The sequence below is a fragment of the Streptomyces sp. NPDC003016 genome (assembly GCF_053591455.1).
Genome location: NZ_JBSFTV010000063.1, coordinates 1 through 17,789, shown reverse-complemented (window position 1 = coordinate 17,789; position 17,789 = coordinate 1). Strand labels below are relative to the sequence as shown.

General features: G+C 71.9%; 19 protein-coding genes and 2 pseudogenes. 9 read left to right on the top strand and 12 right to left on the bottom strand.

The features are described 5' to 3' along the window. Nucleotides 1-18 precede the first annotated feature (18 nt). Together ACWDZ4_RS33275 and ACWDZ4_RS33270 are read right to left on the bottom strand one after the other, a co-directional pair. Nucleotides 19-360: a DUF1330 domain-containing protein gene (locus tag ACWDZ4_RS33275; protein ID WP_451512121.1), complete on the bottom strand. Its 342-nt coding sequence runs from the start codon at nucleotides 358-360 to the stop codon at nucleotides 19-21. Between the two features lie 154 nt (nucleotides 361-514). Beyond that, nucleotides 515-1,585 (bottom strand): NAD(P)-dependent alcohol dehydrogenase, encoded by a 1,071-nt coding sequence (locus ACWDZ4_RS33270; protein WP_451512120.1) that lies wholly within the window; start codon nucleotides 1,583-1,585, stop codon nucleotides 515-517. Between the two features lie 119 nt (nucleotides 1,586-1,704). Between ACWDZ4_RS33270 and ACWDZ4_RS33265 the strand changes: the two genes are divergently transcribed. Next, entirely contained in the window at nucleotides 1,705-2,559 is an 855-nt protein-coding gene (locus ACWDZ4_RS33265) for a helix-turn-helix transcriptional regulator (RefSeq protein WP_451512119.1), read from the top strand. A 528-nt stretch (nucleotides 2,560-3,087) separates the two neighbouring features. Here the strand turns inward: ACWDZ4_RS33265 and ACWDZ4_RS33260 are convergent. Next, entirely contained in the window at nucleotides 3,088-4,359 is a 1,272-nt protein-coding gene (locus ACWDZ4_RS33260) for a L,D-transpeptidase (protein ID WP_451512140.1), read from the bottom strand. A 192-nt stretch (nucleotides 4,360-4,551) separates the two neighbouring features. Further along, nucleotides 4,552-4,896, bottom strand: coding sequence for a hypothetical protein (locus ACWDZ4_RS33255; RefSeq protein WP_451512118.1), 345 nt, complete (start codon nucleotides 4,894-4,896; stop codon nucleotides 4,552-4,554). Nucleotides 4,897-5,005: 109 nt separating this feature from the next. On the opposite strand from ACWDZ4_RS33255, the gene ACWDZ4_RS33250 reads away from it, so the two are divergent. Continuing rightward, nucleotides 5,006-5,314, top strand: a complete 309-nt coding sequence (locus tag ACWDZ4_RS33250; RefSeq protein ID WP_451512117.1) for a hypothetical protein — start codon at nucleotides 5,006-5,008, stop codon at nucleotides 5,312-5,314. Between the two features lie 55 nt (nucleotides 5,315-5,369). Here the strand turns inward: ACWDZ4_RS33250 and hutH are convergent, their stop codons facing one another. The 5 genes from hutH to ACWDZ4_RS33225 form a co-directional block, all read right to left on the bottom strand. Continuing rightward, nucleotides 5,370-6,944 (bottom strand): histidine ammonia-lyase, encoded by a 1,575-nt coding sequence (gene hutH, locus ACWDZ4_RS33245; protein ID WP_451512116.1) that lies wholly within the window; start codon nucleotides 6,942-6,944, stop codon nucleotides 5,370-5,372. A 90-nt stretch (nucleotides 6,945-7,034) separates the two neighbouring features. Then, entirely contained in the window at nucleotides 7,035-8,189 is a 1,155-nt protein-coding gene (locus tag ACWDZ4_RS33240) for a diguanylate cyclase domain-containing protein (RefSeq protein ID WP_451512115.1), read from the bottom strand. A gap of 72 nt (nucleotides 8,190-8,261) precedes the next feature. Beyond that, nucleotides 8,262-9,062, bottom strand: a complete 801-nt coding sequence (locus ACWDZ4_RS33235; RefSeq protein WP_451512114.1) for an enoyl-CoA hydratase/isomerase family protein — start codon at nucleotides 9,060-9,062, stop codon at nucleotides 8,262-8,264. Nucleotides 9,063-9,103: 41 nt separating this feature from the next. Further along, complete coding sequence (locus tag ACWDZ4_RS33230) at nucleotides 9,104-10,426, bottom strand: adenylate/guanylate cyclase domain-containing protein (protein WP_451512113.1); 1,323 nt, start codon at nucleotides 10,424-10,426, stop codon at nucleotides 9,104-9,106. Nucleotides 10,427-10,531: 105 nt separating this feature from the next. Next, complete coding sequence (locus tag ACWDZ4_RS33225) at nucleotides 10,532-11,452, bottom strand: biotin--[acetyl-CoA-carboxylase] ligase (RefSeq protein WP_451512112.1); 921 nt, start codon at nucleotides 11,450-11,452, stop codon at nucleotides 10,532-10,534. A 105-nt stretch (nucleotides 11,453-11,557) separates the two neighbouring features. On the opposite strand from ACWDZ4_RS33225, the gene ACWDZ4_RS33220 reads away from it, so the two are divergent. Together ACWDZ4_RS33220 and ACWDZ4_RS33215 are read left to right on the top strand one after the other, a co-directional pair. Next, nucleotides 11,558-13,153 carry an acyl-CoA carboxylase subunit beta gene (locus tag ACWDZ4_RS33220; RefSeq protein ID WP_451512111.1) on the top strand — a complete coding sequence of 532 codons (1,596 nt, stop codon included), beginning with the start codon at nucleotides 11,558-11,560 and terminating at the stop codon, nucleotides 13,151-13,153. Between the two features lie 24 nt (nucleotides 13,154-13,177). Then, nucleotides 13,178-13,384 (top strand): acyl-CoA carboxylase epsilon subunit, encoded by a 207-nt coding sequence (locus tag ACWDZ4_RS33215; RefSeq protein ID WP_451512110.1) that lies wholly within the window; start codon nucleotides 13,178-13,180, stop codon nucleotides 13,382-13,384. A 69-nt stretch (nucleotides 13,385-13,453) separates the two neighbouring features. Here the strand turns inward: ACWDZ4_RS33215 and ACWDZ4_RS33210 are convergent, their stop codons facing one another. After that, complete coding sequence (locus ACWDZ4_RS33210; protein ID WP_451512109.1) at nucleotides 13,454-14,725, bottom strand: SGNH/GDSL hydrolase family protein; 1,272 nt, start codon at nucleotides 14,723-14,725, stop codon at nucleotides 13,454-13,456. Nucleotides 14,726-14,797: 72 nt separating this feature from the next. Here ACWDZ4_RS33210 and ACWDZ4_RS33205 point away from each other — a divergent pair, with 72 nt between their 5' ends. The 3 genes from ACWDZ4_RS33205 (at nucleotide 14,798) to ACWDZ4_RS33195 (ending at nucleotide 16,283) form a co-directional block, all read left to right on the top strand. After that, a complete protein-coding gene (locus tag ACWDZ4_RS33205; RefSeq protein WP_451512108.1) occupies nucleotides 14,798-15,430 on the top strand; it encodes a TetR/AcrR family transcriptional regulator in 633 nt (210 codons plus the stop codon). A 71-nt stretch (nucleotides 15,431-15,501) separates the two neighbouring features. Continuing rightward, nucleotides 15,502-15,630, top strand: a complete 129-nt coding sequence (gene mmpB, locus ACWDZ4_RS33200; RefSeq protein WP_451512107.1) for a morphogenic membrane protein MmpB — start codon at nucleotides 15,502-15,504, stop codon at nucleotides 15,628-15,630. Nucleotides 15,631-15,668: 38 nt separating this feature from the next. Next, complete coding sequence (locus tag ACWDZ4_RS33195) at nucleotides 15,669-16,283, top strand: nucleoside triphosphate pyrophosphatase (protein ID WP_451512106.1); 615 nt, start codon at nucleotides 15,669-15,671, stop codon at nucleotides 16,281-16,283. Here the strand turns inward: ACWDZ4_RS33195 and ACWDZ4_RS33190 are convergent. After that, a pseudogene (locus tag ACWDZ4_RS33190) lies at nucleotides 16,264-16,496 on the bottom strand (PLP-dependent aminotransferase family protein); the annotation flags it as partial. The gene ACWDZ4_RS33195 and the pseudogene ACWDZ4_RS33190 sit on opposite strands and share 20 nt — an antisense overlap. Here ACWDZ4_RS33190 and ACWDZ4_RS33185 point away from each other — a divergent pair. Next, a pseudogene (locus tag ACWDZ4_RS33185) lies at nucleotides 16,495-16,836 on the top strand (LysE family translocator); the annotation flags it as partial. The pseudogenes ACWDZ4_RS33190 and ACWDZ4_RS33185 overlap by 2 nt on opposite strands. Nucleotides 16,837-16,871: 35 nt before the next feature. Here the strand turns inward: ACWDZ4_RS33185 and ACWDZ4_RS33180 are convergent. After that, nucleotides 16,872-17,333 (bottom strand): hypothetical protein, encoded by a 462-nt coding sequence (locus ACWDZ4_RS33180; protein ID WP_451512105.1) that lies wholly within the window; start codon nucleotides 17,331-17,333, stop codon nucleotides 16,872-16,874. Nucleotides 17,334-17,696: 363 nt separating this feature from the next. On the opposite strand from ACWDZ4_RS33180, the gene ACWDZ4_RS33175 reads away from it, so the two are divergent. Next, nucleotides 17,697-17,789 (top strand): biotin carboxylase N-terminal domain-containing protein (locus ACWDZ4_RS33175; protein ID WP_280842533.1); only part of this gene is annotated, 93 nt, incomplete at its 3' end.

Sequence of the window (17,789 nt, the reverse complement as noted above, 5' to 3'; positions counted from 1 at the left end):
GCCGGGGGTGGCACCGCGTCACCCCGCCTGCTGCCGCATCCTCGCCGCCGTGTGCGCCGCTTCGTAGCCGGGGGCCACGCCGTCCGCCAGGACGATGTCCGCGGTGATGTGCCGCGTACGCAGCGGCACGATCTCCCGGTAGGCGTCGGAGTCGTACCAGGCACGCGCCGTGCCGATGTCCGGGAAACCTATGACGACCAGGTAGCCGGGCCACTCCCCCTCGCGGACCTCCACCTCGGTCCCGTGGACGAGGAAGCGGCCCGCGAAGGGGTCGAGGGTGGCCTGGATCCGCTCCATGTACACGAAGACGTCCTCGTGCTGGGCGGCGGCGTGCAGGTGACCGACGGCGTAGGCGCTCATGGTTTTCCTCCCCGGAAGGATGTGACGAGCTGGTGCGTCACATCCTTCCGGGGGGCGCCACGGCCGTCGATTACCTCCCGGGTAATGCGGGACCGCACGATGCGGGACCGCACGTGCAGGGCGGGACCGCGCGGTGTGCGCCCGGCCCCCGGCGTCAGATCGTCGCCGCGTCGATCACGAAGCGGTAGCGGACGTCGCTCGCGAGCACCCGCTCGTACGCCTCGTTGATCCGGTCCGCGTCGATCAGTTCGATCTCCGCACCCAGCCCGTGCCGCGCGCAGAAGTCGAGCATCTCCTGCGTCTCGGGGATGCCGCCGATCATCGAGCCGGCCAGGGTCTTGTTGCCGCCGATCAGCGAGAACATGTTGAGCGAGTTGGGCTCTTCGGGGGCGCCGACGTTCACGAACGCCCCGCCCACCTTGAGCAGGCTCAGGTAGGCGTCCATGTCGAGCGGCGCGGAGACCGTCGAGACGATCAGGTCGAAGGAGCCGGCCAGCTCCTCGAAGGTCTTCGGGTCGCTGGTCGCGTAGAAGTGGTCGGCGCCGAGCTTCAGCCCGTCCTCCTTCTTGCGGAGGGTCTGGCTCAGTACGGTCACCTCGGCGCCCAGCGCGTCGGCGATCTTGACACCCATGTGGCCGAGGCCGCCCAGGCCGAGGATCGCGACCTTCTTGCCGGGGCCCGCCTGCCAGTGGTTGAGCGGCGAGTAGAGGGTGATGCCGGCGCACAGCAGCGGGGCGGCGACGTCCAGCGAGAGGCTCTCGGGGATGCGGACCGCGTAGTTCTCGTCGACGACGAGGTGGGTGGAGTAGCCGCCGTAGGTCGGCTCGCCGTTCTTGTCGAGAGCGTTGTACGTACCGGTCATGCCCTTGGCGCAGTGCTGCTCCTGACCCGCGCGGCAGGACTCGCACGCGCGGCAGGAGTCGACGAAGCAGCCGACGCCGACCCGGTCGCCGACCGCGTACTTGCTGACGCCGGGGCCGACCTCGGTGACGATGCCGGCGATCTCGTGGCCGGGGACCATCGGGTAGATGCCCTCGCCCCAGCCGTCGCGGGCCTGGTGGATGTCGGAGTGGCAGATGCCCGCGTACTTGATCTCGATCAGCACGTCGTGCTCGCCGACCGGGCGGCGCGGTACGGAGGTCTTCTCCAGCGGGGCGCCGGCCGAGGGGGCGGCGTATGCGGCGACAGAAGTAACGGAGGTGGCAGGGGAAACAGGAGTGCTCATGGCGACCAGCCTGCGGGAACCGCGGGCATCCACCCAGTCCCCTGGTGAGCGTACGTCCGCTGTGCGTACCACTGGCGGGGTCAGGATCACCGTCGCACGACAGGCAATACTTGACTCTTATGGACCAGCGCGCCGAACTGAGTGAGTTCCTCCGCTCCCGCCGTGCGCGGCTCAAGCCCGAGGACGTGGGCCTGCCCGACTTCGGCAGGCACCGCCGCGTCCCGGGCCTGCGCCGCGAGGAGCTGGCGCAGCTGGCGGGGGTCTCGGTCGCGTACTACACCCGTCTTGAGCAGGGCAACGGCCGCAACGTCTCCATGGGCGTACTGGACGCGATCGCCCGCGCCCTGCGGCTGTCCGACGCCGAGCGCGACCACCTCACGCACCTCGCCAAGCCCTCGCAGAAGCGCAGGCGTCCGGCGCGGCCGCAGCGTCTGCGGCCCGGTCTCCAGCAGCTGATGGACGCCATGGAAGGGGTGCCGGCGTACGTCATGGGGCGGCGCACCGACGTCCTCGGCTGCAACCGCATGGCCCGCGTGCTGTTCGGCGACATCACCGCGCTCCCCGCCGAGGAGCGCAACCTCGCGCGTCTCCTCTTCCTGGCCGACGGCTTCCGGGACGTGTACGCCGACTGGGAGCTCAAGGCGTGCGAGGTCGTCAGCTACCTGCGGCTGGACGCGGGCTGCCACCCGGACGATCCGCTGCTGTCCGCGCTGGTCGGCGAGTTGTCGGTGAAGAACGAGCTGTTCAGGAGCCTGTGGGCCGCGCACCACGTGAAGGACAAGGGCCACGGCACCAAGCGCCTGCACCACCCCCTGGTGGGTGAGCTGACCCTGGCGTACGAGACGCTGACGCTGCCCGACGACCCGGAGCAGCATCTGATCACCTTCCACGCGGAGCCGGGCTCGCCCTCGTGGGAATCCCTGCAGCTGCTGGCGAACTGGGGGACGGACGTGGCCATGGAGGTACGTGGATGAGTGACACGGCGGTGACCCTGCGCCGGGCGGACGGGCCCGAGGACGCCGCCGCCGTGGCCGGGGTGTGGCTGCGGTCGTACGCCGCCGCGCTGCGAGTCGGTGGTCCTGACGTGAAGCGAAGTGCTCTCCCGGCTGAAGCCGGGAGATTCCTGCTTGCCTTGCGGCAGCGGGCCCGACGCGCTTCGCACGCCGGACGACTGCCCTTGCAGCGATTCCAGGACCTTGTCCTGGGCGCGGCCCATGCCGGTGGTGGCCGAACCGGCCACGGTGACCAGCGCGCTGCCGAGGGCGGGGCCCGAGGCGACGACGAGCGCCGCCTTTCTGCGGCGGCGCGGCTCGCGCCGGAGGTGGGTGAGGCACATGGCGCGAAGGCATGGGCGGGTCGTGAGGGCTGGACGAGGCCGGCCTGAGAGCCGCGGGAGAAGCCCGGAACGCGAACGGCGGCGGGCGCCGCCCCCAGGTGCTGGGGGCGGCGCCCGCCGCCGCGCTCGTTACGGAGAGCCGGGGAGGGGACTCGGAGAGCTCTGATCAGACCGCGGAGCCGGCCTTCCACTGCTCCCAGTCCATGTTCCAGCCGTTGAGGCCGTTGTCGGGCTGGATGGTCTTGTCCGGGGAGTTCTTGACGATGACCACGTCACCGACGAGGGAGTTGTTGAAGAACCACGCACCCGGCTGGTTCGGGTCGTTCGCGCCCTTGGCGTCGTTCAGACCCACGCAGCCGTGGCTGGTGTTGGCGCTGCCGAAGATCGAGTCGGCGCCCCAGTAGTTGCCGTGGATGAACGTGCCCGACGTGGACAGCCGCATGGCGTGCGGCACGTCCTTGATGTCGTACTCGCCCTTGCCGTCGTCGTCCGTGAAGCCGACCGTCGCACCGTTCATCCGGGTCTCCTTGAACTTCTCGGAGATCACCATCTGGCCGTTGTACGTCGGGTTCTCGGGCGCGCCCGCGGAGATCGGGATCGTCTTGACCGTCTTGCCGTCCTGCGTGACCGTCATGGTCTTCGTCTGGGCGTCGACGGTGCTGACCTGGTTGCGGCCGACGGTGAAGGTGACGGTCTTGTCCTGGACGCCGTAGATGCCCTCGGCGCCCTCGACGCCGTCGAGGGCCAGCTTCATGGTGACCGTCGAGTCCTCCTGCCAGTACTCCTGGGGGCGGAAGTCGAGCCGCTGCGCGCTGAACCAGTGGCCGACGACTTCCTGGCCGCTGCTCGACGTGACCGTGATGCCCTTCTGGACGGCGGCCTTGTCGGTGATCGGCTTGTCGAAGCTGATCGACACCGGCATGCCGACGCCGACCTTGGAGCCGTCGTCGGGCGTGAAGTTGCCGATGAAGCTGTTGGCGGGCGAGACAGTGGTGAAGGACCCGTTCTCGTGCGCCTCACGGCCCTCGGAGTCGGCCGCCGTCGCCGAGATCTTGTACGTCGTCGAGCGCTCCAGCTGCGCGTCCGGCTTCCAGCTCCTGCCGTCGGCGGTGATGGTGCCCGCCACCTTCTCGCCGGCCGACGAGGTCATGGTGACCTCGGTCAGCTTGCCGTCGCGGACGGTGACCTTGGTGCCGCGGTTGATGCTGACGTTGTCGGCCCCGCCCTTGGGCGTGATCGTTATTCGCGCCTCGGAGGTGTCCTTGGCCGCCGCCTCGTCGACCTCGGCCTGTGACTTCTTCGAGCTCTCGGCAGCCGTGGTGCCGCTCCTGTCGCCGCCGTCGCTGCAGGCCGAAAGGACCAGAACGCCGCTGAGCAGTGCGGACGCGGCCATGAGGCCCCTGCGCCGCTTGCTGTCCGTCATCACACGCTTCTCCATCATTGCCGATTCCCCACAAATCCCCGGGCAGGGGCGCTGGGCAGCGTTTCCCTGCCAATGTCTTAGAACTCCTGGACCGATACGTCCGTTCCACATCTGGGGGGGATGTGGGGAACACCACTCATCGACGCGGCCACGCCGCCGCCGGTTGCGGCGGCGGCGTGTTTTTCTTCGCCGGGCTTCCCCGAGAAGCTATACGGGCCCTTCCGTGTCGTCCTCGTCGTCCTCGTCGTCCTCATCCAGGTCCCACTCCACGGCGTCCGGGTTGTAGTCGATCCGCTCGCTGCTCCACGACGCCTGCGCGAGCTCCACCCCGGGTACGTCGCCGATCAGGTCGAACGGGTCCACGAGATGCGCGAGGGCCTCCGCGACGTCTTCCCGCACCGCGGACCGGGCATGCGTACGTTCGGCGTCCTGGACGTGCGTGTCTTCCGTGACGTGGGCGAGAGCGGCGCCGGTGAGCGCTTCGGCGTCGGAAATTTCCAGTACCAATTCCACCTGGAGCCGGACAAAGCGTGACGTGTCAATTGCGTTCATGCGTCGGAGCGTAGGCCCACGGGCTCTCGCGGCTTTCCTGCGACCCGCTGCTTTCATTAGCATCGGCGTACACGGCCAATTCCCGGTTGCCTCAAGGGGGATCGATTACGTGTCCGCACGCCGACCGCTGCTGACCGCCACCGCTGCGGGCACACTGCTGTGTGCTCTGTGGTTCGTCCCGTCCGCCAATGCGACGGCGGAAAAGGAGACACCAGCCCAGCTCCAGTCCCAGTCCCAGCCCCAGCCCCAGTCCCAGTCCCAGCTCCAGCAGACCGGGGTGAGCGCCTCGCAGGATCTCGCGCTCGCCGACACGGGCAGCGTGGACACGACCCCGTATCTGGTCGGCGGCACGGCGTTCCTCGGCGTGGGCGCCGGCTTCCTGGCGTTCTCGGTGCGAAGGGCCGCGCGCCCGGCCTGACGCGCGGCCCTCGACTTCCTCCGGTCCCTCCGACTTCCTCCGACGCTCCGTCCGGTTACGCGAGGGGCCCGGTCACCGCCGTGACGGCCTCGACGAGTCCGCCCGTCCGTACGAAGGCATCCGCGGCGGCCAGGTCGGGCGCGAGGTAGCGGTCGGGTCCGGGGCCCTCGACTCCCGCTTCCCGCACGGCCTTGATGACGGCCTGCGAGGCGGGCGCGGGGGTGAGTCCCCCGCGCAGCTCGATGCCGCGCGTGGCGGCGTACAGCTCGACGGCGACGATCCGTGTCAGATTGTCGATCGCGGTACGCAGCTTGCGCGCCGCCGACCAGCCCATGGAGACGTGGTCCTCCTGCATGGCGGAGGACGGGATCGAGTCGACCGAGGCGGGAGCCGCGAGCCGCTTCATCTCGCTGACCAGGGCGGCCTGCGTGTACTGGGCGATCATCAGGCCCGAGTCGACGCCGGCGTCGTCGGCGAGGAAGGGCGGCAGGCCGTGCGACCGGTTCTTGTCGAGGAGCCGATCGGTGCGGCGCTCGCAGATGGAGCCGAGGTCGGCGGCGGCGATGGCGAGGAAGTCGAGTACGTACGCGACGGGCGCCCCGTGGAAGTTGCCGTTGGACTCGACGCGGCCTCCCCCAGAGCCTTCGGCCTGGGAGGTGTCCCCAAGCAGCACGACGGGGTTGTCGACGGCGGAGGCGAGCTCCCGCTCGGCGACGGTGAGCGCGTACGCGAGGGTGTCGCGCCCGGCGCCGGCGACCTGGGGGGCGCAGCGCACGGAGTAGGCGTCCTGGACGCGCGGGGCGTCGTCCTGGTGATGGCCGGTGAGGCCGGACCCGGCGAGGACGCGGAGCATGTTGTCGGCGGACGCGCCCTGGCCCGGGTGGGGCCGGATGGCGTGCAGCTCGGGCGCCAGGACCTTGTCGGTCCCGAGCAGCGCTTCGAGGCTGAGCGCGGCGGTGATGTCGGCGGAGGTGTAGAGCCGCTTCAGGTCGTCTACCGCCATGAGCAGCATGCCGAGCATGCCGTCGGTGCCGTTGAGGAGGGCCAGGCCCTCCTTCTCGCGCAGCTCGACGGGGACGATGCCGTGCGCGGCGAGCAGCTCCCCGGCGGGGCGGACGACCCCGTCGGGGCCTTCGGCGTCGCCCTCGCCCATCAGCGCGAGGGCGCAGTGGCTGAGGGGGGCGAGGTCGCCGGAGCAGCCGAGCGAACCGTACTCGTGGACGACGGGGGTGATGCCGGCGTTGAGGAGGTCCGCCATGGTCCGGGCGACGTGCGGGCGTACGCCGGTGTGGCCGGAGGCGACGGTCTTGAGCCGCAGGAACATCAGCGCGCGTACGACCTCGCGCTCGACGTGCGGGCCCATGCCGGCGGCGTGCGACCGGACGATGTTGCGCTGCAGCTGGGCGCGCAGGTCCTGGCTGATGTGCCGGGAGGCGAGGGCGCCGAATCCGGTCGAGACGCCGTAGACGGGCTCGGGCTTGGCGGCGAGCGCCTCCACGATCTCCCGCGACGCGGCGAGCGCGGCCACGGCCTCCTCGGAGAGCTCGACCCTGGCGTTGTGCCGGGCGACGGCGATGACGTCCGCTGCGGTGGTCCCGGACGTCCCCAGCACGACTGTTTGCATATCCATATTCAGAACCCTACGGATTGAATCCGTCTCTGTCACTACCCGACCGGCGGTTGACCCCTTACCCGTGCCGGACGTGCCCGCAGGCAAGCCTCACCCCGTGCCACCCGGCCACCGCCCCCGGAACGCCCGCCGCTCGTGCGGCGCGGCCGGGGGCGCGTCGGCGAGGCGGACCACCGCCCCGTCCCGCCCCGCGACCACCGGCTTCGCCGACCGCGCCGCCTTCGCCCGGTACTGCGCCGCGTCCGCCAGCCGGAAGAGACGGCGCGCGGTGCGCACCGGCCCGATCGGATCACCGGTCGAGGCGACGCCGCACGCGACGCCCTCCCCCAGGTCCATCTCCGCCGCCCGTACGCACAGATCCTCGGCCACCTTCACCACCGCGTCCGACGACGGCCCCACCGCCAGCAGGCAGAACTCGTCGCCCCCGAGCCGCGCCGCCAGTGCCCCCGGCAGTATCGCGCCGCACACGGACAGCACCGAGCCGAAGCGTTCCAGCAGGCGGTCGCCCACCGCGTGGCCGAGGGAGTCGTTGACCCGCTTCAGGCCGTTCAGGTCACAGACGACCAGGCTGACGACCGCCCCGGACTCCCGGTGCCGCTCCACCGCCTCGTCGAGCCCCATGTCGACGGCCCGCCGGTTCGCCAGCCCCGTCAGCGGGTCGGTGAACGCGAGCTTGCGGACCTCCTCCAGCAGCTCCGTCTGGGCGATCCCGGCCGACACCACCGACGCGAGCACCGTCGCGAAGTCCGCGTCGGGCCGGCCGAAGACGGGCTCCCCGGCCGGCCGCGCCACGTAGAGCTCCCCCCACGCCTGCCCCCTCAGCACGATCGGCGCGACCACGCACGATCCGCGCCCGCGCCGCCGCAGGGCCGCCACCCGCTGGTGGCAGTACCCGGAGGGACCCGCGGCCCCCTCCGGAGGCCCCTCCGCCGTCTCGACCCACGCGTGCGGCCCGCCCCCGCCCGCCCACTGCTCGTGCAGGAACTCCGCGATCTCCGGAAACTGGTGCACGGGGTAGGTCTCCTCCTCGGGGAACTCCTCCTCCCCCACCACCCGCGCCCCCGCGTTGACGAGCACCCGCAGCTGCCCCAGCTCGCGTTCCCACACCGAGATCGCCGCGAAGCTGCCCCCCAGGGCCTCCTTCGCCCCCAGTGCGGCCGCCCGCCAGGACTCGCGCGGGGTGTGCGCCGCCGCCATCGCCTGCGCCAGCGTCACCACGGCCCGCAGCCGCGCATCCTCACCCATCTCCTCAGCTTAGGGAGTTCGGGGGGATTTGTATCGATATGCCCGTTGATCGAGTTATCCGCCCCACCCGCCCTACTCGCCCGGCCACTGGGGCGCGCGCTTCTCGTTGAACGCCGCCACCCCCTCCGCCCGGTCGCCCGAGAAGGCCACCGACCGCCACGCCGCGTCCTCGACCTCCAGGCCGGCCCGCAGATCGAGCCCGTGCCCGAGCCGCATCGCCCGCTTCGCCGCCCGCAGCCCCACCGGCGAGTTCCCCGCGATACGGGCCGCCAGCGCCAGCGCCTCCTCCCGGTCCCGCCCGGCCTCCACCAGCACATCGACGAGCCCGAGCCCGGCCGCCTCGTCCGCCTCCACCCGCCGCGCCGTGAACACCAGCTCCGCCGCCCGCGCCGCCCCGACCCGCCGGGGCAGCAGCTGCGTACCGCCACCGCCCGGGATGACGCCCACCGACACCTCGGGCAGCCCGACCACCGCCGTGCGGTCCGCCACGATCAGGTCGCAGGCCAGCGCCAGCTCGAAGCCCCCGCCCAGCGCGAAGCCGTGCACGGCGGCGATCGTCGGCATGGGCAGTTCCAGTACGCCGGTGTACGCGCCCCGGGCGACCGGGCGCTGACGTACCAGCTCGGCGTCCGTGAAGGAGTTCCGCTCCTTGAGGTCCGCGCCGACGCAGAACGCCCGCTCGTGGCTGGACGTCACCACCGTGACGCGCACCTGCGGGTCCGCGCCCAGCGCGTCGCACGCCGCCGCGACGGAACGGGCCATGTCGGTCGAGACCGCGTTCATCGCCTTGGGGCGGTCGAGGACCAGCTCGGCGACGTGGCCGTGCCGCTGTACACCGACGAACTCCCCGAAGCGTTCCTGTTCCCCAGTCATGCCGCACACCCTCCCGGTTAACGATCGTTACCGGGAGGATCCTAGGTGGGGCGCCTGGTCAGAAGCCATGGTTCGACCGTGCCGAGCCCGCGCACCGGCCGCTGCCACATCGGCTGGAGCGCGAAGCGGTACGAGGGCGGGGTGACGCCCTCCTGCTCCGCCTTCTCCGCCTCGGCCGCCGCCTCCGCCTCGGAGACCGGCGCCTCGCCGGTCCGCGACAGCTCCTCGGCGAGCGCGCCGTCGACGAGGAGCGCGTTCTTCGGCGCTATCGAGGTGAGCCGGCTGGCCAGGTTCACGGTCGTACCGAAGACGTCGCCCATGCGCGTGGTGACCGTGCCGAAGGCGATGCCGACGCGCAGGGCAGGCATCGTCTGGTCGGCCTCCATGGTCTCGATGAGCCGCAGCGCGATCTCCGCCGCCGTGCCCGCGTCGTCCGCCGCGTAGAGGACCTCGTCGCCGAGCGTCTTGATGAGCCGGCCGCCGTGGGCCGCGACGAGGTCCGCGCAGGTCGTCTCGAACGCCTCGACCAGCTCGCCCAGCTGCTCCTCCTCCAGGCGCCGCGTCAGCCGTGTGAACCCGACGAGGTCCGCGAAGCCGACCGCGAGCCGCCGGTCGACCATCTCCTCGTCGTCGGCGGCCTGGACGACCCGTCCGGTGGCGGCGGCGAGCTGGCGCCGCCAGACGTAGCGCAGGAACTCCTCCAGCTCGGGCAGGAGCAGCTCGACGAGCGGATACGTGACCTCGGTACGGGTCATGCCGGGCTCGGGCGGCTCGGTCAGCCCCTCCAGGAAGGAATCGATCTGCCATTCCGCCAACCGGGCGGTGGTCTGCCCGGTGGACCGGGCGACCTGCACCGCCATCGGCTCGCTGAGCAGCCCCGCCTCGACGAGACCGGCGAGCCGCCGCAGGGCCAGGACGTCCGCCTCGGTCAGTGCCTTGGCCTGCCCGATGTCGGCGAAGCCCATGGCCCGCCAGAACCGGGAGGCGAGGTCCATGGAGACACCGGCGGTACGGGCGGCCTGGAAGGGGGTGTAGCGGCGCTCGGCGCCGAGGATCAGCTGCTCCAGGCGGATGGCGAGCGGATCGTCGGTCGGCTCGGCGGTGTGGTCGACGGCGTGGTGGGGCGTGGGGTACGGCGAGGGCTCCACGGCGGCGGGCACCCCGCTCCCGGTCCCGTCCGCCCGGACGACACCGTGCACCGGGCCGTCGCCGGAGCCGGACGAGGACGCGCCGGGGCGGGACGAGGACGCCGCACCCGCGGAGGGCCCCTTGCCCGCGCCGGACGGCGCGGCCGTGCCCGGCTCCGGATCCGTGCCCGGGTCCCGCCCCTCGCCCGCAGGGGACCCCGTGTCGTCGACGGTCACGTACCGCCTCCTGCCCGTTCCCTGCGCACTGCCCTGTGTCCTGCCGATCGTCTGTCGCGCGATCCGTCGCGGATCGCCTCAACGATACGGCAGGTGTGCCCTACCTCACTCCCCCGTCCCGTGCGGCCCCTCCGCGCCCGGCCCCGGCCTGAGGTGTACGACGTCACCGGCCCCCACCGGCTGCTGGACCCCCTCCGCCGTCGCCAGCACGAGCCGCCCGTGGCCGTCGATGGCCACCGCTTCGCCGGTCACCGACCGGCCGCCGGGCAGTTCCGCCCGTACGGTGCGGCCGAGCGTCGCGCACCCCGCCGCGTACGCCTCCTGGAGGCGGCAGGCCGCCGGATCGCCCCCGGCGGCCCGCCACTCGCCGTACCACTGTCCGAGCGAACGCAGGACGGCACGCAGCAGCGGGTCGCGGTCCGTCGAGACCGCTCCGGCGAGCGCGAGCGACCCCGCGCCGGGGATCGGCAGCTCCTCCTCGGTCAGCGAGACGTTCACGCCGATGCCGACGACGACACCGTCCGCCGCCCGCTCGGCGAGGATGCCGCCGGCCTTGCGCTCCTCGCCGAACGGGGCCTCCCCCGGACGGAGCTTGCCGGAGTCCTCGGGGACCGTCACCAGGAGGTCGTTGGGCCACTTGAGTGCCGTGTCGACGCCCGCGGACCGGGACAGCCCGGTCGCCACCGAGACGCCGGCGAGCAGCGGCAGCCAGCCCCACTTCTCGACGGGGATCTCGGTGGGCTTGAGCAGTACCGAGAAGAAGAGCCCGGAGCGCGCGGGCGCCGACCAGCGCCGGTCGAGGCGTCCGCGGCCCTCGGTCTGCTCCTCGGCGACGAGCACCGCCCCTTCGGGCAGGCCCTCCGCCCGTGCGGCCAGGTCGGTATTGGTGGAGCCGGTGGAGGGGACGACGTCCAGGGACGTCCACAGGCCGCCCTCTCGCACCAGTGCGCGGCGCAGCGCGTCGGCGCTGAGCGGCGGCCGGCCGAGGTCGGACCAGCGGCTGTCTGAAGCATCGGGAGGCGTCATGCAACCCAGCGTAGGTGTGGCAAACGACGCACTGCCGAGCGCCACACGCGCCGATACGCTACGTGCCAGTAGCCGTCCGCTGACCAGGCAGGGAGCCGCAACGCGATGTCCGAGCCCGAGACTGCCAACTCCGATGCACACCGCCATACGACCGCGGGCAAGATCGCGGATCTGCAGCGGCGTATCGACGAAGCCACGCACGCCGGCTCCGAGCGCGCGGTCGAAAAACAGCACGCCAAAGGCAAACTGACGGCCCGTGAGCGGATCGGCCTGCTCATGGACGAGGGGTCGTTCGTGGAACTCGACGAGTTCGCCCGGCACCGCTCGACGAATTTCGGCATCGAGAAGAACCGCCCGTACGGCGACGGTGTCGTCACCGGCTACGGCACCGTCGACGGCCGCCCGGTCTGCGTCTACTCGCAGGACTTCACGATCTTCGGCGGTTCGCTCGGCGAGGTCTACGGCGAGAAGATCGTCAAGGTCATGGACTTCGCGCTGAAGACCGGCTGCCCGGTCGTCGGCATCAACGACGGCGGCGGCGCGCGCATCCAGGAGGGCGTCGTCGCGCTCGGCCTGTTCGCCGAGATCTTCCGCCGCAACGTCCACGCGTCGGGGGTCGTGCCGCAGATCTCGCTGATCGTCGGACCGTGCGCGGGCGGCGCGGTCTACTCGCCCGCGATCACCGACTTCACGGTGATGGTCGACCAGACCTCGCACATGTTCATCACGGGTCCGGACGTCATCAAGACGGTGACCGGCGAGGACGTGGGCTTCGAGGAGCTGGGCGGCGCGCGCACCCACAACACCACCTCGGGCGTCGCGCACCACATGGCGGGCGACGAGAAGGACGCGATCGAGTACGTCAAGTCGCTGCTGTCCTACCTCCCGTCGAACAACCTCTCCGAGCCGCCGGCCTTCCCGGAGGAGGCGGACCTGGCGACGTCCGACGAGGACCGCGAGCTGGACACGCTGATCCCGGACAGCGCCAACCAGCCGTACGACATGCACACGGCCATCGAGCACGTGCTGGACGACGGCGAGTTCCTGGAGACGCAGGCGCTCTTCGCGCCCAACATCCTCACCGGTTTCGGCCGGGTCGAGGGCCGGCCGGTGGGCATCGTCGCCAACCAGCCCATGCAGTTCGCGGGCTGTCTGGACATCAACGCCTCCGAGAAGGCCGCGCGGTTCGTGCGCACCTGCGACGCGTTCAACGTGCCGGTGCTGACCTTCGTGGACGTGCCGGGCTTCCTGCCGGGCGTGGACCAGGAGTACGGCGGCATCATCCGGCGCGGCGCGAAGCTGATCTACGCGTACGCGGAGGCGACCGTCCCGCTCATCACGGTCATCACGCGCAAGGCCTTCGGCGGCGCGTACGACGTCATGGGCTCCAAGCACCTGGGCGCGGACCTGAACCTGGCCTGGCCGACCGCGCAGATCGCGGTGATGGGCGCGCAGGGCGCGGTGAACATCCTCCACCGCCGTACGATCGCGGCCGCCGACGACCCGGAGGCGGTCCGGGCGGAGCTGATCGCCGACTACGAGGACACGCTGCTGAATCCTTACGTCGCCGCCGAGCGCGGTTACGTGGACGCGGTGATCACGCCCTCGGACACCCGCCGCCACATCGTGCGCGGGCTGCGTCAGCTGCGCACCAAGCGGGAATCCCTCCCCCCGAAGAAGCACGGCAACATTCCGCTCTAGGAGCTCCAGAAAGGGCCGCTGACGATGATCAAGGTCGTACGGGGCAATCCGACCCCGGAGGAGCTGGCCGCCGCCCTGGCGGTGGTCCAGGCACGCGCCGCGGCGGCGGCCGGCCCGCCGTCCGGCGCGGCGCAGCCGCCGGCCGCCTGGTCGGACCCGGCCAGGGTGGCGCGGCAGCGACTGCCGCAGCCGGGTCCGACGGCGTGGGGCCGGACGTACTGGCCCGGCTGAGCCGCAAGCGAGACGAGTGAAGGCCGGACCCGCGCGCAGGCGGCGGGTCCGGCCTTCGTCGCTGTCGCCTCACAGGACCTCGGCGACGGTCTTCGCCATCAGCCGGTAGCCCGCGTCGTTGGGGTGCAGCGCGTCGCCGTGGTCGTACGCCGGGTCGAGGCGGTCGGGGTCGGCCGGGTCGGCGAGCGCCCTGTCGAAGTCGGCGTACGCGTCGAACTCTCCCGACGTACGGATCCAGTGGTTCACCTCGTCGCCGACCTCCGCCGCGTGCGGCCCCCAGTGGTCGGAGCCCTTGAACGGGAGCAGTGTCGCGCCGACGACCCGCAGGCCCTCGGCGTGGGCGGCGCGGATCAGCTTCCGGTAGCCGGCGACGAGTTCGGCGGAGGAGACGACGGGGGACGGCTTGTAGGTGGGCTGGTCCTTCGCCTCGCTGAAGCCGATGTCGTTGAGCCCCTCGAGGACGACGACGGTGGAGACGCCGGGCTGGTCGAGGGCGTCGCGGCCGAAGCGGGCGGTGGCGCGTTCGCCGTACCAGGCGGAGTCGTTGAGGACGAGGTTGCCGCCGATGCCCTGGTTGACGACCGGGCGGCCGGTGCGCTCGGCGAGGGCGTCGGAGTAGCGGCGGTCGGTGCGGGGGGTCGAGCCGAAGCCGTCGGTGATGGAGTCGCCGAAGAGGACGATGCCGTCCTTCCTCCTCGGCTGGGCTCCGCGGACCTCGACGCCGGAGAGGTAGTACCAGGACTGGGTGGAGTCGGTGAAGGCGGCGCCGGAAGTGTCCGCCCGGTGGTCGCCTTCCGCGCGGTGGGTGTCGGTCCAGGCCTGGGAGTGGAAGGTGGCGGGCCCGGTGGTGCCGGCGAGATAGAGGGTGACGGTGACCGACTCCAGCCGCTCCAGGGGCAGCCGGACGGCGTCGCTGCGCAGCTCGCCGCGGGCCGGTATCTCCACGGACCGCTTTCCGGAGAAGGTGAGGTGGCGGACGCTGCCGGGCTCGACGGCGGTGCGCTCCGCCTTCGCCGTACGGGCGACGGTGGCGCCGGTGACCGTGAGCGGCGAGGTCCCGTAGGCGTTGGAGAGGCGGATACGGGCCTGCTCGCCGGCGCCGGTGACGCGGACGACCTGGCGGACGGTCTGGCGGGAGAAGCCCTCCTGGGACCAGTTGGGAGTGAAGCCGGTGCTGGGGGACTGCGGGGACGCGCCCCAGGCGGCGGTCCAGCGACCGGTGGGCTGCACGGAGGACGGCGGCTGCGCGGCGGACGGCGGCTGCGCGGCGGCGAGGAGGCCGAGAGCGAGCGCGGAAGCGACGACGGGGGCGGCGATACGGCGGGCCGGGTGGACGTTCATGGCACAACCCTCTCCCTAATGGGAAGCAAGTTCCGTTAAGATGCGAGGATCGTACCAGACTCGGAGCATCTAATGGAACAAAATTCCCGTTTGGACCCCACCGTGCTCACGCCGGGGACCGTGCGCCCCGGCGGACGGACCGCCAAGGTCCGTGCCGCCGTGCTCGGAGCGACGCAGGAGGCGCTGGTGGAGGGGGGATTCCACGGCCTGCACCTGGACCGCGTCGCGGCGAGCGCGGGCGTCGGCAAGACCACGGTCTACCGCCGCTGGGGCTCGGCGGCCGGTCTCGTCGCCGACCTGCTGCGCGACATGGCCGAGCAGTCGGTGCCCGCCGCCGACACCGGCTCGCTGGAGGGCGACCTCCTGGCCAACGCCCGTCTCGTGCACCGGACCCTCACCGATCCGCGCATGGGCCCGGTCTTCCGGGCGGTCATCGCGGCGGCGGCGTGCGACGAGGAGTGCGCGCACGCGCTGCACGGCTTCTACGCGACGCGCATCCGCGCGTGGGCGCCGTGCGTGGAACGGGCGGCGGGGCGGGGGGAGGTCCCGGCCGGTACGGACGCGGGCGAGGTGATCCGGGCGGTGTCCGCCCCGCTCTACTACCGCTTCGCGGTGAGCCGGGAGCCACTGGGCGAGGCGGACGCGGCGCGGGCGGCGGGGGCGGCCCTGGCGGCGGCGAGGGCCGGAACGTTCACCCGGAATTAGTCCATTGGTACTGGCCCGCCTGAGTACAGGTACTCAGGCGGCGAAGCCGCGTCGGCCTCAGGATCGAAGGCATGCTGTGGTCCGACCCGGAGAACGAGCCTCCGAAAGAGCTGCGTGAGATGCAGGCGATGCTCCGGCGCGCGGGCGTGCTGCTCGCCCTGGCGATGGTGCTGGCGATGTTCGTACTGGGCGTCCACTGACCCGACCCGCCGGATGTACGCCGGGCCGGCGTCCTACGATGAACCGCATGACCGATCCGCGCCGCCGCCTCGTCCTCGCCTCCGCCTCCCCCGCCCGCCTCGGACTCCTCCGCCAGGCCGGGCTCGCCCCCGAGGTGATCGTCAGCGGCGTCGACGAGGACGCGATCACCGCGCCCACGCCCGGCGAGCTGGCGCTCGTACTCGCGGAGGCGAAGGCCGCGTCCGTCGCCGCCCGCCCCGAGGCCGCCGGCGCCCTCGTCATCGGCTGCGACTCCGTCCTGGAACTGGACGGCCTGGCCCTCGGCAAGCCCGCCGACGCCGAGGACGCCACCGCCCGCTGGAAGTCCATGCGGGGCCGCTCCGGCATCCTCCGGACCGGCCACTGCGTGATCGACACCGCCACCGGCCGCCGCGCCTCCGCCACCGCGTCCACGACCGTCCGCTTCGGCGAGCCGACCGACGCCGAGATCGCCGCGTACGTCGCGACCGGCGAGCCCCTCCACGTCGCCGGCGCCTTCACCCTCGACGGCCGCTCGGCCCCGTTCGTCGACGGCATCGACGGCGACCCCGGCAATGTCATCGGCCTGTCGCTGCCACTGCTGCGCCGCCTCCTCGCCGGCCTCGGTACGCCGATCACCGGCCTGTGGGCATGACGGCGCCCAGCACCGCGATCCCCTCCGCGATCCCGCCCGGCGGCGTCGCGGCGTAACCCAGGACGAGACCGGGGCGGCCCGGGCGCTGCCGGTGCCATGACAGCGGCTGCACCTTGACGCCGCGCGCGAGGCCGCGGCCGCGAGGCCGGTGTCGGTGTCGGTCAACCCCTGGCCGGCGGGCCCCGGGCCTGTGAAGGTGACCACGAGGTGCAACAAGAACGCCCTCACGGCGGAGGAGGAGACCGCACCCCGCCCGGCGGTGAAGGCGATCACGTCCGGCGTTCTCATCAACCTCCTCAATCCGAAGCTCACGATCTTCTTCTTCGCGTTCCTGCCTCAGTTCGTGGGCGCGGGCGAGCCGAACGCGCTGGTGCGCATGGTCGAGTTGAGCGCCGTGTTCATGCTGCTCACCTTGCTGGTCTTCGCCGCCTACGGAAGGTTCGCCGCCGCCATGCGCCACCACGTCCTCTCGCGCCCCCGGGTCCTGACCTGGTTGCGCAGGGTCTTCGCGGGCGCGTTCGCCGCCCTCGGTGCCCGGCTCGCGTTCCTCTGAGCCCCGCGGCCGCACCCCGCGCCGCGGCCGGTCCGTCAGACCGGCGCCGGAGTTCCGCTCTCCGGCCCGGCAGGGGGCGGCGCGTCCGCGACGCCCGTGGCATCGCCCCGCGCGCCGTACGCGACGAGCGACAGCACGATCAGGGCGAGCACGGCCATCATCGCCACGAACGCGGTCCAGCCGACCAGTCCGACCGCCAGCGCCCCGAGCACCCCGTGCACCACCGCGCACGCGATGAGCAGGGTCCGGCCGAGGCGGCCCGGCGCCCGGTCGGTCAGCGCGGCGCGCAGCAGGAAGACGCCGCACACCACCAGGTAGAGGCCGAAGACCCCGCCCATCACCCACGTCGAGGTGGCCATGACGTCGGAGTCCAGACCGTCCAGGGACATCGACTGGCTGTCGACGATCCTGCCGAGGATCCAGTGGACGCCCACGATCCCGACGGCCTCGACGAACAGCACGGCCGCGGCCACGGCGGCTATCGGTCTGCGCGCCATGGCGCCCCACCCTCTTCCGGCTGTTACCCCTAGTACGTGCGCGTCAGCCCAAACGCTACTAACGGGTAAACCTCCGTACAAGGGGTCCGGCACGGCCGGCCCCCGGGCAAAGAATCATTCGGCCATTCGTAGGGACTCCACAAAGAAAGCTGCCGTGCCGCTGACCGCCCGGACAGAGACCTGTGCCACACCGGACGACTACTGTGCGGTGAAGGAACCCGTCGTACCGTGGTGCGACAAGGGAATTCGCGAATCGCGCGAGCCTCGCATCACGCTCCGTGTGGGCAAGCTCACCATTGGGGACGGGTCGTAGGGCCGTGTCGGCAGTCCCTAAACTCAGCTTGTTTCAAGGAGGGAGCCATCGTGCGCAAGGTGCTCATCGCCAACCGTGGCGAAATCGCTGTCCGCGTTGCTCGGGCCTGCCGGGATGCCGGGATCGCGAGCGTGGCCGTCTAC

Coding starts and splice junctions, on each gene's coding strand:
- ACWDZ4_RS33265 (WP_451512119.1), top strand. CDS start 1,705: ATGGACCAGCGCGCCGAACTGAGTGAGTTCCTCCGCTCCCGCCGTGCG.
- ACWDZ4_RS33210 (WP_451512109.1), bottom strand. CDS start 14,725: ATGAACGTCCACCCGGCCCGCCGTATCGCCGCCCCCGTCGTCGCTTCC.
- ACWDZ4_RS33225 (WP_451512112.1), bottom strand. CDS start 11,452: ATGACGCCTCCCGATGCTTCAGACAGCCGCTGGTCCGACCTCGGCCGG.
- ACWDZ4_RS33205 (WP_451512108.1), top strand. CDS start 14,798: ATGGAACAAAATTCCCGTTTGGACCCCACCGTGCTCACGCCGGGGACC.
- ACWDZ4_RS33235 (WP_451512114.1), bottom strand. CDS start 9,062: ATGACTGGGGAACAGGAACGCTTCGGGGAGTTCGTCGGTGTACAGCGG.
- ACWDZ4_RS33195 (WP_451512106.1), top strand. CDS start 15,669: ATGAACCGCATGACCGATCCGCGCCGCCGCCTCGTCCTCGCCTCCGCC.
- ACWDZ4_RS33240 (WP_451512115.1), bottom strand. CDS start 8,189: ATGGGTGAGGATGCGCGGCTGCGGGCCGTGGTGACGCTGGCGCAGGCG.
- ACWDZ4_RS33180 (WP_451512105.1), bottom strand. CDS start 17,333: ATGGCGCGCAGACCGATAGCCGCCGTGGCCGCGGCCGTGCTGTTCGTC.
- ACWDZ4_RS33260 (WP_451512140.1), bottom strand. CDS start 4,359: ATGGAGAAGCGTGTGATGACGGACAGCAAGCGGCGCAGGGGCCTCATG.
- ACWDZ4_RS33255 (WP_451512118.1), bottom strand. CDS start 4,896: ATGAACGCAATTGACACGTCACGCTTTGTCCGGCTCCAGGTGGAATTG.
- ACWDZ4_RS33270 (WP_451512120.1), bottom strand. CDS start 1,585: ATGAGCACTCCTGTTTCCCCTGCCACCTCCGTTACTTCTGTCGCCGCA.
- ACWDZ4_RS33220 (WP_451512111.1), top strand. CDS start 11,558: ATGTCCGAGCCCGAGACTGCCAACTCCGATGCACACCGCCATACGACC.
- hutH (WP_451512116.1), bottom strand. CDS start 6,944: ATGGATATGCAAACAGTCGTGCTGGGGACGTCCGGGACCACCGCAGCG.
- ACWDZ4_RS33215 (WP_451512110.1), top strand. CDS start 13,178: ATGATCAAGGTCGTACGGGGCAATCCGACCCCGGAGGAGCTGGCCGCC.
- ACWDZ4_RS33275 (WP_451512121.1), bottom strand. CDS start 360: ATGAGCGCCTACGCCGTCGGTCACCTGCACGCCGCCGCCCAGCACGAG.
- mmpB (WP_451512107.1), top strand. CDS start 15,502: ATGCTGTGGTCCGACCCGGAGAACGAGCCTCCGAAAGAGCTGCGTGAG.